The organism is Rhizobium sp. 25PS6 (assembly GCF_032464655.1).
GTDB lineage: Bacteria > Pseudomonadota > Alphaproteobacteria > Rhizobiales > Rhizobiaceae > Rhizobium > Rhizobium laguerreae.
In genome coordinates this window covers 100,266-113,949 of sequence record NZ_JAWDIV010000001.1, presented here as the reverse complement: position 1 = coordinate 113,949, position 13,684 = coordinate 100,266, and the positions used below count along the sequence as shown (strand labels likewise).

11 protein-coding genes are annotated in these 13,684 nt (G+C 60.5%); 2 read left to right on the top strand and 9 right to left on the bottom strand.

The genetic code is table 11. From position 1 onward, the window contains the following. Window positions 1-94: 94 nt before the first annotated feature. The 6 genes from RWK44_RS00515 to RWK44_RS00490 all read right to left on the bottom strand — a co-directional run bounded on the left by RWK44_RS00515 (window position 95) and on the right by RWK44_RS00490 (window position 6,513). Complete coding sequence (locus RWK44_RS00515; RefSeq protein ID WP_020047452.1) at window positions 95-1,156, bottom strand: ABC transporter ATP-binding protein; 1,062 nt, start codon at window positions 1,154-1,156, stop codon at window positions 95-97. A gap of 22 nt (window positions 1,157-1,178) precedes the next feature. Then, window positions 1,179-2,033: a sugar phosphate isomerase/epimerase family protein gene (locus RWK44_RS00510; protein ID WP_316028182.1), complete on the bottom strand. Its 855-nt coding sequence runs from the start codon at window positions 2,031-2,033 to the stop codon at window positions 1,179-1,181. Between the two features lie 65 nt (window positions 2,034-2,098). After that, window positions 2,099-3,337, bottom strand: a complete 1,239-nt coding sequence (locus tag RWK44_RS00505) for an ROK family transcriptional regulator (RefSeq protein ID WP_025396935.1) — start codon at window positions 3,335-3,337, stop codon at window positions 2,099-2,101. A gap of 38 nt (window positions 3,338-3,375) precedes the next feature. Continuing rightward, window positions 3,376-4,218 carry a carbohydrate ABC transporter permease gene (locus RWK44_RS00500; RefSeq protein ID WP_011649125.1) on the bottom strand — a complete coding sequence of 281 codons (843 nt, stop codon included), beginning with the start codon at window positions 4,216-4,218 and terminating at the stop codon, window positions 3,376-3,378. After that, a complete protein-coding gene (locus RWK44_RS00495; protein WP_020047456.1) occupies window positions 4,215-5,144 on the bottom strand; it encodes a carbohydrate ABC transporter permease in 930 nt (309 codons plus the stop codon). The genes RWK44_RS00500 and RWK44_RS00495 overlap by 4 nt, the downstream gene beginning before the upstream one ends. Window positions 5,145-5,214: 70 nt before the next feature. Next, window positions 5,215-6,513 (bottom strand): ABC transporter substrate-binding protein, encoded by a 1,299-nt coding sequence (locus tag RWK44_RS00490; RefSeq protein WP_221968073.1) that lies wholly within the window; start codon window positions 6,511-6,513, stop codon window positions 5,215-5,217. Between the two features lie 365 nt (window positions 6,514-6,878). On the opposite strand from RWK44_RS00490, the gene RWK44_RS00485 reads away from it, so the two are divergent. After that, window positions 6,879-7,925 (top strand): Gfo/Idh/MocA family protein, encoded by a 1,047-nt coding sequence (locus RWK44_RS00485; protein ID WP_316028181.1) that lies wholly within the window; start codon window positions 6,879-6,881, stop codon window positions 7,923-7,925. Between the two features lie 27 nt (window positions 7,926-7,952). Here RWK44_RS00485 and RWK44_RS00480 read toward each other — a convergent pair whose 3' ends face one another. Both RWK44_RS00480 and RWK44_RS00475 read right to left on the bottom strand, forming a co-directional pair. After that, window positions 7,953-9,092: an ROK family transcriptional regulator gene (locus RWK44_RS00480; protein WP_316028180.1), complete on the bottom strand. Its 1,140-nt coding sequence runs from the start codon at window positions 9,090-9,092 to the stop codon at window positions 7,953-7,955. 209 nt (window positions 9,093-9,301) lie between these two features. Next, window positions 9,302-9,490 carry a hypothetical protein gene (locus tag RWK44_RS00475; RefSeq protein ID WP_025396930.1) on the bottom strand — a complete coding sequence of 63 codons (189 nt, stop codon included), beginning with the start codon at window positions 9,488-9,490 and terminating at the stop codon, window positions 9,302-9,304. Window positions 9,491-9,847: 357 nt separating this feature from the next. On the opposite strand from RWK44_RS00475, the gene RWK44_RS00470 reads away from it, so the two are divergent. Next, window positions 9,848-12,874, top strand: a complete 3,027-nt coding sequence (locus RWK44_RS00470; protein WP_316028179.1) for an alpha-mannosidase — start codon at window positions 9,848-9,850, stop codon at window positions 12,872-12,874. A gap of 69 nt (window positions 12,875-12,943) precedes the next feature. On the opposite strand, the gene RWK44_RS00465 is transcribed toward RWK44_RS00470, so the two are convergent. After that, window positions 12,944-13,582, bottom strand: a complete 639-nt coding sequence (locus RWK44_RS00465) for a TetR/AcrR family transcriptional regulator (RefSeq protein WP_316028178.1) — start codon at window positions 13,580-13,582, stop codon at window positions 12,944-12,946. Window positions 13,583-13,684: the final 102 nt, after the last annotated feature.

The window sequence follows — 13,684 nt, the reverse complement described above, 5'->3', positions numbered from 1 at the left end:
GCGACGTAGTCGCTCTCTGAGCTTGGCCGCATCGGGGGCGCGAAAAACGCGCCCCCGGCCGGCGCCGGCCGAAGGGGAGGGGCAATCGGCCGGGTCAGTTCAACGGGGTTTCGCCTGACGTGATCCGCTGCTCGTTTCCGGCAAACAGGTGAACCGCATCATGGATTGGTGCAATCCTCAGCACCTCGCCGGGGGCTGCCCTGATCCGTTCCCTGAAGACGCAGGTCAGCGTCTGCGTCCCCAACCGGACGATGACGAGCGTTTCCGAACCCGTCGGCTCGACGACCACCGTCGTGACCTCGATTCCGCCCGGGTCCAACCGGATATGCTCGGGTCGAATACCGTAGGTCACGGCTGCAGGCGGATGCCGGTCGCTCGGCAGGAGCAGGCCGTCGGCGGTTCGAAACCCGTCTTCCGTCATGCTGCCGCTGATGAAATTCATCGCCGGTGAGCCGATGAAACCGGCGACGAAAAGATTGTTCGGACGATCGTACAATTCCAGCGGAGAGCCCGACTGCTCGATCAGGCCGTCCTTCATGACGACGATCTTGTCGGCCATGGTCATGGCTTCGATCTGGTCATGGGTGACATAGATGGTCGTCGTCTGCAGCCGTTGATGCAATTCCTTGATCTCCGAGCGCATCTGCACTCTGAGCTTGGCGTCGAGGTTCGACAGGGGCTCATCGAAGAGAAAGACGGCCGGGTCGCGCACGATCGCCCGCCCCATCGCGACACGCTGTCTCTGGCCGCCCGACAGTTGCTTGGGATATCTCTCCAGGAGACTTTCGAGACCGAGGATCTTCGCGGCGTTGCCGACCCGCTGATCGATCTCCGTCCTCGGCATCCGTTTCAGCCGCAGCGAAAAGCCCATGTTCTTGGCAACGGTCATGTGCGGGTAGAGCGCATAATTCTGGAACACCATGGCGATGTCCCGGTCCTTGGGGGCAAGCTCGTTGACGATATGCTTGCCGATCTGGATCTGCCCTGAGGTGATGCCCTCGAGGCCGGCAATCATCCTCAAGAGCGTGGATTTGCCGCAGCCCGAGGGGCCGACCAGAACGACGAACTCGCCGTCGCCGATGTCGACCGATACGCCTTTGATGGCTTTGAACGCGCCGTAATCCTTGCGCGCATTGTTGACCGAAACATGGGCCATAACAGTCCTCCAGAAATCGCTGTCAAAGTCCGCTCAGGACATTTCTCAAATAATCGAGGCCGAGGCGCTCGCCGTCTTCGCGCGCACCTAAGTCCTTGCCCGGCCAGCCATAGGCGGCATCCTCGTGTTCAATCGACAGCGTGCCGTCGAAGCCAGCCTCGCTGGCCTGGCGCAGAAATCTCGGCCAATCGATGAGGCCGAGCCCTGGCAGCTTGTATTGCCACCAGCCCTTGCCGTGATAACCGACAGCTTGCAGGCTCTGCGGATCGATTGCCGTGTCCTTGGCATGAAGGATGGCGATGCGATCCTTCACCGCCTCCATCGCCTGATACGGATCGACGCCGATGCGAATGAGGTGCGAGGGATCGAATTCCAGGCCGAAACGGGGATCCCCGATCCTCTGAAAAAGCTCCTGCCACCCTCTTGGTGTCGTTCCGATGAAATTGTCCTTCGGACCCGGCCAGTTCTCGATTGCGAAGGTCAGGCCATAGGACTGCGTCTCAGCGATCAGGCCGTTGGCGAAATCGGCGAAGTCATCATAATTGGCTTCGTCGCTTGCGGTGTCGTCCCGGCCCGGGAAGATCACGAAGATCGGGACGCCCGCTTGCCCGATCGCGCTAGCAAATTCGGCGGTCCTTTCCCGAAGTGCCGTTCGTTTTGCCCGGTCGGCATCGAGTTGATTGCCGAAATAGGTAATCGACGACACGAAGAGGCCGCGGCTACGCGCGAGCGCGACGGCGGCCCCCACCCGGTCCGGCGTCTTGATATGACCGCCGACATCGATCTCGATGGCGTCGAAACCGACCGATGCGGCGAAGTCCACCACTTCCTCCAGGGGCCGATCGTTGAATGTCGAGGTGTAAAAGCCGATCTTCACCAAAATCCTCCGATCTTCACCAAAATCCCGTTCTTCACCAAAATCCATGGGCCTTGCCGGCCGTTTCAACTGTTCAGGCGATCCATGTTCTTGAGTGGCGAACGTGTGCGTTGAGCAGCGTCGGCCGATGCGAGCATGAGGGCTGCTGCCATCGGCATGACCGCCGCCCCCATGGCAGAGGCATCCTCTCCGAGTGAGGCGCGATGAAGCGAGGGAAGGTTGGTGTCCTCGGGATCGAGATGCTCGTGCACATAGCGCAGCAACTCGTCGACGATGCGGATCGGCAATCTGCCGCCGACGAGGACGGCGTCGGGGTCGACGACCATGCCGATATGCTTGACGGCGACTGCCAGATGCGCGCTCATTTCCTTCAGCCATTGCGACACAAGGCGCCTGCCATGCGCATCCAACGTCAGGAGATCGTGGGGAACACTCACCTCGACGCCGTGCCGCGCGAGGAAATCATAAAGGAAGAACAACGAGAATATCTCGCCGAGAAGCTGGACCTTCTGGGCCTTCCCGCCCCCGCCATCGGCAATTGGCAGCCAGCCGATTTCGCCGCTGAGGCCCATGGCGCCACGATGACCGTTGCCGTCGAGCACGAGGCCGCCACCCGGGCATGGATTGATGGCGATGTAGAAGAAGCTGCTGCTTTCAGCACCCAGTCCATAATCGAGTTCGGCAAGGGCTGCGGCATTGGCTTCGTTTTCGATGAAGACGGGATGCTGTGTCAGGTTCTCCAGTGCGGCGCGCACATCGAATTCCGTCCATTCCTGATAAGCCTCGGGCTTGCCAAGGAGCGAAATTTCGCCAAGCCAATCCGGCATCGCCAGACCGATGCCGGCGAGGCGCGCGTCGTCGATGAGCCGGCTGCGCTGGAAATGCGAAATCGCATCGGCCGTGAGCTGCAGGAATTCCGCCGGCAGGATGAAGCGTTTCTCGTGATGCACGCGGGCGCGGACATTGCCGACGGCATCGACGGCCAGGATCGTCAGATGGTCACGATCGATGTTGATGCCGATGGCAAAACAGGCATCCGGATTGATTTCGAGTTCGATCGCCGGCTGACCTCTCAACCCATGCCGCCGGCGGGCTTCCATGATCAGGCCCTCGTCCAGCAGGCGATCAACGATCCGGGCGATCGCCGGCTTGGTAAAACCCGTCCGCCTGGCGATTTCGGCCCGCGAAATCGGCGCCTGGCGATGAATGCAGCGAAGGACGACAGCCCTGTTGTGCTCACCTGCATCTTCGACATTGGCGCCGGTCAGATCCGGGGAGAGCCTGGCGCCGAGTGTCTGGTTCATGCTCGAAATCCTTCCTTGCGCATAGCTTGAACCACTCGTCATCCCTTGACCGCGCCGCTGGTCATCGCACCGAGGATCAGCCGCTGGAGCGACAGGAAGGCGACGATCGCCGGAACGACCGCGATCAGGCAGGCGGCGGCAAGCAGCTGGATAGATGAGTCGGTTTGCATGCCGCGGAAGTTAAAGATGCCGACGCCGATCGGCATCAGATCATTTTTCGTGAGCAACAGAAAAGGCACCAGAAATTGCGACCAGCCGGCAATCACCGTGATGATGAAGACGGAGGCGATGCCCGGCGCCGATAATGGCAGAATGATACGCCAGAAGACCGAAAATCGATTGCAGCCATCGATCATGGCGGCTTCGTCGAGGCTGCGCGGGATGCCGTCGACCGAGCTCTTCAGGAGCCAGGTCGCCAGCGGAACGCCAAGCGCGATATAGACCATGACGACGGCAAAATGCGTATCCAGCAGGCCGAGGCGGTTCATGTAGCGGTAGAGCGGCACCATGATGACGAGCGGCGAGATCATCTGGAAAAGCAGCAGCCCCATCATCGACAGGCCCTTGCCCCGGAACTGAAAGCGGGAAAAGGCGTAAGCCGCGGGCAGTGCGACGATCAGGACGCCCAGTCCGCTGAGGGCGGCAAGCTTGAGGCCGTTCCAGAGATAGATCGGGAAATAGCTGTTGTTCAAAACGGTGATGAAATTGTCGATGGTGGGGTTGTTGGGAATATACCGCGCCGCGCCGCGATAGATCTCACGCTTGTCTCGCATCGCCATCGACAGGAGATAGGTTAGGGGGCCGGCGAAGAACACGAACATTACCAGCATGAACAGATAGCTCATGGCATCGCCGAGCCGCGTTCCGGTCCGTCCACTCATTGCTCTTCCTCCTTCGGCAGGAACGACGCATAGATAAAGGCTAGCCCGAGGCTGATGATCAGCATGAGCACGGAGAGCACGCTGCCGCCGGACAGGTCGTAGTTTCTAAAGACGATATTGAAGACGTAGAGCGAGATGACCTCGGTCGCACGCCCCGGACCGCCGCCCGTCAGCGTGATGATCGCATCGAAGGTATTCACCGTCTGGATCGTAATGAGGATCATGTTGACCAGGATTGCCGCGCGCAGTTGCGGCAGCGTGACGAAGAAAAACTGCTGCGATGCCGTCGCACCGTCGACCTCGGCCGCTTCGTAAAGCGAGGGATCGATCGACTTCAGCGCCGCATACATGACGACCATCGAAAATGCCGTGCCGCGCCAGATGTTGGAAATGAGGGTGGACCAGGGTGCGATCGCGGGGTCGGAGAGCCAGGCGACCGTCGGCATATGCATCAGCCGCAGAATGCTGTTCAGCGCACCATAAGGCGCTTCGGAAAAGAGCATCTGCCAGATGATGCCGCCGGCAATTCCGGGGACGACCCAGGCAACGAGCGCCGTCGTCCTCAAAATGGTGGTGCCGAAAAGGCCGCGCTTTTCGCCGCGGATGACCACCACGGCCACCGCAAGACCTAAAATCTGCTGGCCGATGACGCTGCCGCCGACGAAGATCAGGGTCGCCCACAAGATGTCGGGCAGCTGCGGCGAGCTCAGGGCATTGGTGATCGATCCGAGCGTGTAGTCCTGATTGTCGCCGATCAGCGTGGCATTGGTGAATGAAAGCCTGAAAACGTCGATGACGGGATAAAGGTAGAAGATGCCGATGACGACGATCACGGGCATGATCCAGGGCAGGGGCGCACCGGCGAAACGGCGCATGAACGTTCTGCTTTGAGGCGGGCTGTCAGCCTCGATGGCAATGGGGCTCATTGGCTTCTCTGTGCGGGGTTTCGCAATGTCGACGGCGCCTGGCGGGCAGGCGCCGTCACGGTCGGAAGCACTAGAGACGCTTGTAGGCCTCCAGCGCCGCATTGAAGGCGGCATTCAAGGCGTCTTCCGGCTTTTTGGTCCCCGAGAGCACGTCGCCCATCATGATCTGGATCTGGTTGGAGATTTCAGGATAGATCGGCACACCCGGGCGTGCCTGTCCATCGACCAGAGCCGCGGCGAAGGTCTTGTTGGCTTCGGTGGAGAAGACCTCATATTTGTCGAACAGCGACTTCCTGGTCGGCAACTGCTGCTGCAGCGCATTTGCCGGCCCCATATAGACCTCGCGTGCGAGGTTGGCGCACATCTCGATCTTGTCCTTGTCCTTGCTGAAGGAGGCGATCGTCCAGCCACCGGTGCCAGTCGAACGCTGATCGGCGCTGGGACCGGGGATCGGCGAGAAGGTCCAATTGTTGAATTCGTCCTCTTCTAGCGTGGCCTTCAGCTGCGCATATTGCCAGTTGCCGCCGATGAAGAGAGCCGTCGTCGCCGCGGCTGCCGCCGCATTCATATCGTCGTAATTCGCGATCGTGCTGACGCGCTTCGGCGCGGCACCCGAATCGACGAGATCCTTGAAATAATTCAGCGCCTTCAGGAATTTCTCCTTGTTCTCGCCTTCGCCGAACACTGGCTTGCCCGAGTCGTCGACGAGCTTGCCGCCCAGCGCCCAGTAATTCGCGAGCCAGTCGAACGTCGTCCCTTCCCAGCGCCCGCCGTTGAAGAGAACGCCTTCCATGCCTTCCTTGGTGGAGGCGAGCGCGGCCGTTTTCAGGTCATCCCATGTCTGCGGCGCATCCGCAACGATCGACTTGTTGCGGTAGAGCACACGAAGATCGGTATCCCACCACCAGGCGCGGACCGTCTGGTCCTTATCCGTGATGCCGCTGCGGATGAAGGGGAACAGATCATCCACTTCCTCCTTCGAAAAATACGGCGTGAAGTCCGCAAGAACTTTATTGACCATGAACTGCGAGAGGACGAAGGAGTCGACAGCAGCGCAGTCAGGCGCGTTGCCGGCCTTGGCCTGCTCCAGCATCTTGGCCTGTTCCGTGCCGATGTCCGACGACATAAATTGCATCTGCAATTTCCAGTCCGGATGCTTCTTGATGAAATCGACGAACAGCTTCTGATAGCCCTCGGCGATCGCCGGATCCGAATTGTTCGGACTATCGTTCGTCAGACGGACGACGAGGGATTTCGGCGCATCGGCAAGGCCGATCCTGTCCTTCGTGGCAAGTTCCTGGGCAAATGAAACGGATGCTGAAAATAACATGGTGCTCAGCGCAAATGCGCTGACGGTGGCACTCTTCATGATGGGTCTCCTCCCCATTTTGAACGGATACAGCCTAGCGGTCAGTTGACCTCTCCTCATTTCCGTGCTGCATTAATTAGATTAAGTTACTTTGATTTGATGTCAAGCCACAGCTTGGAAGGCCAGACCTGGGAGGTTGAGATGCTGGCGACAATCAACAGCAGCTAGCGCACAATTCCGGAATCGAGATCGATTTCTGGAAAAGAACATGCGCCGTGAAAGTGATGGAGCGTCCCGCACGCGCGGCGCATCCACCGCAATTTTCCTGAAGAAGAGCACGAGGCAATCGCGGATGGCTGCGATGGCGTGAGTGCTGTTTTGCCCCGGCTGAACTGCCGCGGGCAGTTAATTCCATGGAGGATAAGATGCGTCTACTCATTCTCGGTACCGGCGGAATGGCCAACCAGCATGCCGCCAACTTCAAGGCGATCGAAGGCGTCAATGTCGTGGGCGGCGTCGATGTCGTCCCGGAAAGGCTCGCGGCCTTTTGCACCGAACATGGCATCGCCAATCATTTCACGACCCTCGAGGATGCTCTCGCCTGGGGCGAGTTCGACGCAGTGGCAAACGTCACGCCGGACCGCATTCACCACCCGACGACGCTGCAGGCGATCGCAGCCGGCAAGCATGTCTTCTGCGAAAAGCCGCTCGCCACCGATGCCGTCAAGGCCATGGAGATGACCGAGGCCATCGAGCGATCGGGCAAGGTCGGCATGGTCAATTTCACCTATCGCAATTCGCCCGCTCTTCAGAAAGGCCGGCAGATGGTGCTCGCCGGCGAAATCGGGGAGATCAGGCACGTCGAGGCCTCCCACCTGCAAAGCTGGCTGGTCGGTCGTCACTGGGGCGACTGGAAGAGCGAAAGCAAATGGCTGTGGCGGCTGAGCAAGAAGCACGGATCCAATGGCGCGCTCGGCGATATCGGAATTCATATCGTCGATTTCGCATCATACGGTTCCGGGCTCGACGTTGCTCATGTCTTCGCCCGGCTGAAGACCTTCGACAAGGCGCCTGATCATAAGATCGGCGAGTATGATCTCGATGCGAATGACAGCTTTACGATGAATGTCGATTTCTTCGGCGGGGCGATCGGGACGATCCAGGCGACGCGCACGGCGGCCGGACAGATGGATCAGCTGCGCCTCAGGGTCTATGGCGAAACCGGCTCGATCGAGATGATCTACGACACCGGAAAATCGACGCTACGTGCCTGTCTCGGAGAAGACGTCCACACGGCGACCTGGCGTGACGTCCCCTTCGATCCGGTCGAGACGAACTACCAGCGTTTCGTCCAGGCCGTGCGGGCGGGCAGGACCCAGGAACCCTCGTTCCGGCGGGCGGCCAATATCCAGAAAGTCTTGGACAAGGCGCTGGCCTCCGATCTCAGCCACGCCGATGAAGCGCTCGGCTGAGTCACGCCAAAGCGGCTGGTTGGGCCATCAGGCCGAAGCCGGCGGCAGCAGCAACGTGTTGAGGAAGGGCAGGAGGGCTGCACCGAGCGCAACGCCGCCGCCGCTGAAGCTCGCGGGTTTCATCGGCGAAATCCAGGGCGTCAGCAATGGTCTCGTCGAGGTGTCGCGCCGCTCGATCGAAAGCTGATGGATCAGCGCTTCGATCACGCCCTGCGGCAGGTCGCTGCCGATCATGACGACGCTCGGGGCGAGAAAACCGGCCATGGCGATGATCGGGTCGAGCAGATGGCCTGCGGCTTCGCGTATCCATTGCGACAGTAACGGCGAGGAGAATTCCTCTCCTTGCAGCAGGCGGGTGAATGCCTGGTCGCCGATCCGTGATCTCAGGGATTCGAAACCGACGACGGTGTTCAATTGGACATTGTCCGGGCCTGTCAGCATTTCGCCGATGCTGCCTGCCCGGCCATGCACGCCGGAATAGGGAATACCGCGAATGAGAAAGCCGGCCTGAACGTCGTCGTCGATGATGATCATCGCAAGTCCGCCTTCCCTGCCGGAGCTGCCGATCGTGCGTTCGGCGAGAAGGCTCGCCGTGCACTCGTTCTCGACATAGGGACGCGCGATCGTCGACATCGCGGCGATCTGCTCGCTTTGATCCTCTGTCCAGTCGTTGGCGGCGATGCCGAGGCCGATGATCGGCAATGCGGCGTGGTGATCGACCATATCCCTGACCGCCGCATGCACCACGCCGACTTTGTCAGCGGGATCCAGCTCGATGTAGACCCGGTCGTGGACCTGGCCACTTAGATCGATGAGCACGGCCTCACCACGTCTTTGGCGAAGCTTGACACCGATCGAGAAAGCACCTTCCGGGCGCAAGGCAAACTCGGTAGCGGTGGCCCCTCCGCCAACGCCGTTGCGGCGGTTGGAGGTGACAAGCTTTTCGTCAGCCAACCGGCGGAGAATATTGGTAATGCCGGGGCCGGTCAGGCCGCAATGCCGGCCGAGTTCCATCCGCGTCAGCGGGCCATGGCGGCGGATGGCTTCCAGAATGACGCGAATGTTTCGATCGGCGATTTCGCCGGACCGCAGACCGACCGTTTTGGCGCGCTGGGCGCCCATCTCCTGAGTGTGAAGCCGACGCGGCCCTGACCGAAGATACCGCATGACTGTCTTTCCTAGAGCCTTTCCGGGTTGTGTACTTCATCCACGGGCTATGGGAAAGCCGCGCTTAGCAGCCGCTTTTTCAGCTGAACGTCCTATCAACCGGGATCAGGGCCATCACGGCGCTGACGAAGCGCCGCGGGGCGAATGCCGCAAAATGCGTCAACAGACCTCGAAACGACACGGCAATCGGAGCTTCACTCTATCGGTCGTTAGTAGCTGCAAGGACGATCATTGCCGAAGCCGTCGCGGCAGGCAGGTCTGAGCCCATAGTCGACGCTGCTATATCCAACCGAGCCAGTTTGCATCGAATCATTCGAGGCCGTCGTGCAGGATGACGACGATACGGCAATCACGATGACGGCTATCGTGGCTGTCAATAATTTGCGGACTTGAAACATCCCACCCTCCCCAGCTGCCTGAAATCTGCCATATCAGTGCAATTCTCGGTCAAATAGGGCCGACAGGGGTTTCGATAACTATTGTCCTCGATCAAGATCTCGTTATCCGGTGAAGGCCCATCACCGGCTTCCGATCGAGAACGGCTGGGACGACCGCAAACCCGGAGCGGTTCAGTTCTTCCGGGCTTGACGGGAAATCAAAGTTACTTAATCTAAGACTCTGCAAGCCCGCTTGGAGGAGGGGCCGGGCAATCGCGATGTCGGTCGCGCCATCTTCATCTCCCCCAAACCAATGACCACGACCCCAAAAGCATGACGACAAGATTGTCAGCCGTCGATTTTTCAACAGGATAAGCCATGCCTCTGACCATTGCCCAGCGCCTCGATCGTCTGAAAGTTCGCATTGCCGAGTTGGCGCATTGGCGAGATCGACAAAGTGCTGCGATCGACGGCTGGACTTTCGAGGGCGAGCCGATTGGCCATCACCAGGATTGGCCGCACCGCCAGGGAGTGGTGCATTTTGCCGCGACCGCTGAAGCGCCGGAGGCGTGGCCTCTCGAAGATATTCGCCTGCAGCTCGACCTCGGCGGCGAGAGCCTGATTACGCTCAGCTACCCCGACGGCGAGACGGAAACATTCGGTCTCGATCCCTACCATCAGGAATTCCCGGTAAAGGGCCGCCGCTTTTCGATCGCAACGGAAACCGTCGCCCGGTTTCCATTCGGCGAGCCCAATCGCGCTCCACGGCTCAACAAGGCCCAATTTATCTGGCTCGATGGTCCAGCTCACCGCCTGCACCTTCTGTTAAAGCAGGTTGCCGAGGCAATCGATGTGCTGGGCGAGCATGAAGTCGTGCCGCACCTGATGGATGCCGCCGAGCATACGTTGCGCAGCCTCGACTGGCCGTCGGATACGGCGGCCTATATCTCCCGCACATCGAGCGCCGTCATGCAGCAGAAGATCTGGGAACTACCGGAGCTTGAGGCAAATCCTGCAGGCCTCACGGAAGAGCAGAGCGGCTCGGCAGCCACGGCCTTCGAGGCTCTGACGGCGCGGTTGAAGGAGCTGCAGAAGCGCTTTCCCCCGAACGGAGAACTGCTGCTGACGGGCCATGCGCATATCGATCTCGCCTGGCTTTGGCCCTATCGCGAGACGCGGCGGAAAATGCGGCGCACCTTCAATACGGCGCTCTCGCTGATGGAGCGCTCCGACGATTTCCGTTTCAATCAATCGACCGCTCATTATTACGCGCAGATGGAAGAGGAAGACCCGGAGCTTCTCGAGCGCATCAAGAAGAAAGTCGCGGACGGAAAGTGGGAAACGGTCGGCGGCATGTGGGTGGAGCCCGACACGAACATGCCGACCGGCGAAAGCCTCGCCCGTCAGGTTCTCTATGGCCAGCGTTATTTCGAAAAAACCTTCGGCACCCGCCATACGGTCTGCTGGCTGCCAGACTGCTTCGGCTTTTCCGGCGCGCTGCCGCAGATCCTGAAACAGGGCGGCATCGACAGCTTCTTCACGATCAAGGTCAACTGGAGCGAGACCAACCATATCCCCTCCGATCTCTTCTGGTGGAAGGGCCTCGATGGCAGCCAAGTGCTGACCCACACGTTCGACAATCCGATGCAGGGTTATAACGGCTTCGTGCAACCCGATTGCTACGTGCCGACATGGAAGAATTTCCGCGGCAAAACGCAGCATGATACCTCGCTGCTGGCCGTCGGCTACGGCGACGGCGGCGGCGGCGTCACGCCGGAGATGGTCGAACGCGAAGTGCAGCTGCGCGATTTCCCGGCAATTCCGCAGGCGCGCTGGGGCACCGTCAAAAGCTATTACGAGCAGGCGCACCGCACCGCTGGGGAAAAGAGCCTTCCGGTGTGGGATGGTGAAATCTATCTCGAACTGCACCGCGCCACGCTGACGACGCAAAGCGGCGTCAAGCGCAAGCATCGCCGGGCCGAACGGGCGCTGATCACCGCCGAAACCATCGCTTCGCTGGCGCATATGCTCGGAGCAGACAGGCCCCGAAGTCTCGAAGCGGATTGGCGCGTGGTGCTGAAGAACGAGTTTCACGACATTCTGCCGGGCTCGAGCATCCGCGAAGTCTATCAGGATGCCGAGCAGGAACTGGACGGCGTCATCGAACATGCCAAGGCCGAACAGGTGGGGGGATTGCAAGCGCTGTCGGCCAAGCTGCCGAAGGGTGGGATTGGCGATGCCCTCGTCGTCGTCAATCCGTCTCTTGCTCCAAGGCCGCTCAGCGCAACGCTTTCCGACGGTACGGTCGTCTCAGCCGCCGATCTCGTCGCGCCCTTGTCCGTCGCGGTCTTCGACAAGGGCTCGCTCAAGCCGGCGGGCGCACTGAAAGCTGGCCCCGACCGTCTCGAAAACGACCACCTCTCGGTCTCCATCGGCAGGGACGGGGCGGTTGCAAGCCTCGTTCACAAGGCCACAGGCCGGGAGGCGGTCGACGGCTCGGCAAATCAGCTCTGGGTCTATCCGGCCGACAAGCCGCGCAACTGGGACGCCTGGGATATCGATGCGGATTATGCCGAAAAGGCCGTCCGCCTCGATGCGCCTGATAGCATCACCCTCGTGGAAGACGGCCCGCACCGCGCGGCGATCCGCGTCGTTTACCGCTACCGGAATTCGAGCGTCACGCAGACCTATGTGCTGACGGCCAACGCCAGGCGGCTCGACATCGAAACGACGATCGACTGGCATGATCGCCGCACGCTTCTGCGAACCCTGAACCCGGTCGCCGCACAGGCCCGCAAGGCGACCTTCGAATGCGCCTTCGGCATCGTCGAGCGGGCAACGCACACGAATACGTCCTGGGAGCAGGCGATGTTCGAGGCCGTCGCGCACCGCTTCGTCGATATCAGCGAGCCGGACTTCGGGGTCGCGCTGCTCAACAATGCCAAATACGGCCATAGCGCGCGTGGCAACGTGATCGGCATGAGCCTCGTGCGCGGGCCGATCTATCCGGATCCGCTCGCCGACGAAGGTGAGCAGAGCTTCACCTATGCGCTGATGCCGCATGAAGGCGCCTGGCATGAAGGCGGCGTTCTCGACGAGGCGATTGATCTCAACCAACCGCTCGTCTCGGCGGAAGCCAGCGGTCTCTCCGCCGGCACTTTCGCGCCGCTCGCGGTCACCGGAATCCCCGTCGCGTTCTCAGGCCTGAAGCCGGCGGAAGAAGGCGAGGGGCTCATCTTGCGCCTTTACGAACCAGCCGGCCGGCGCGGCAGGCTCTCCCTCGGCCTGCCTTCCGGATGGGCAGCATCGCAGCCGCTGAACATTCTCGAAGAGCCGATGGAGCGGAAGGGACCCGCCGACATCATGCCGTTCGAAATCCGGACCTGGAAGCTGCAGAATGGCTGAAACCTTGTCTTGGAAGGTGGCCCCTTCGTTTCGGTGCCGCGGAATGATCCGCGGCGCGCTCAACCAAGCTCAGTCCTCTAAACCAAGGCTCGCCAGCAGGCGGCCGACATAAGCTTCCAACCCGCCGACCATGTCGAAGCGGGTGGGATCGCGCAGCCAGAGCATCTGAAGGCCATCCATCACGGCGATCAGTTCAGCCGCCATCGCCTTGCCATTAAACTTGCGGTCGATCGAGCCATCGGCGACGGCCAGTTCGAAGGTGGCGGCGATGTCGTTCTGCAGCTGGGTGGCACGATCGAGAAACCATGCCTTGGCCGGGTGATCCTTCATAAGGCTCTCGGCGTTCAGGATGGCGAAGGCCCTGACGACCTCAAACATTTCGGCGTTGCGGCGGAAGACCTCGACCATGCCCTTGAGCAGGCCGCGGAGATCGGAACGATAGGGCCCGATGAAGCTTTCACATTCGAGATCGCGCTTGTCCAGAATGGCAAGCAGGAGATCGACCTTGGTCGGAAAATGGTGCAGCAGGCCCGGCAGCGACAGGCCGACGTCGCGAGCCACATCGCCGATAGCCGAATTCTGGTAGCCGTCTTCGGCAAAACGTTGCATCGCAGCCGACAGGATCTCCGTGCGGCGTGCTTCACCCTTGCGAGATCGGCGCCGTCGCTTTTCGTCCTGTCCGGTATTCGATTCGGAAACCTCTGCCATCGTCTCTTCCGCCTGCCTCTTTCTTCCGTCCTCCATCCATACATCACAACTCGACAGTTGACATCTTAAAAATACCGAGTAATCGGTAGGTTTAAGAACTGC

Coding starts and splice junctions, on each gene's coding strand:
- RWK44_RS00515 (WP_020047452.1), bottom strand. CDS start 1,156: ATGGCCCATGTTTCGGTCAACAATGCGCGCAAGGATTACGGCGCGTTC.
- RWK44_RS00505 (WP_025396935.1), bottom strand. CDS start 3,337: ATGAACCAGACACTCGGCGCCAGGCTCTCCCCGGATCTGACCGGCGCC.
- RWK44_RS00500 (WP_011649125.1), bottom strand. CDS start 4,218: ATGAGTGGACGGACCGGAACGCGGCTCGGCGATGCCATGAGCTATCTG.
- RWK44_RS00495 (WP_020047456.1), bottom strand. CDS start 5,144: ATGAGCCCCATTGCCATCGAGGCTGACAGCCCGCCTCAAAGCAGAACG.
- RWK44_RS00490 (WP_221968073.1), bottom strand. CDS start 6,513: ATGAAGAGTGCCACCGTCAGCGCATTTGCGCTGAGCACCATGTTATTT.
- RWK44_RS00485 (WP_316028181.1), top strand. CDS start 6,879: ATGCGTCTACTCATTCTCGGTACCGGCGGAATGGCCAACCAGCATGCC.
- RWK44_RS00480 (WP_316028180.1), bottom strand. CDS start 9,092: ATGCGGTATCTTCGGTCAGGGCCGCGTCGGCTTCACACTCAGGAGATG.
- RWK44_RS00475 (WP_025396930.1), bottom strand. CDS start 9,490: ATGTTTCAAGTCCGCAAATTATTGACAGCCACGATAGCCGTCATCGTG.
- RWK44_RS00470 (WP_316028179.1), top strand. CDS start 9,848: ATGCCTCTGACCATTGCCCAGCGCCTCGATCGTCTGAAAGTTCGCATT.
- RWK44_RS00465 (WP_316028178.1), bottom strand. CDS start 13,582: ATGGCAGAGGTTTCCGAATCGAATACCGGACAGGACGAAAAGCGACGG.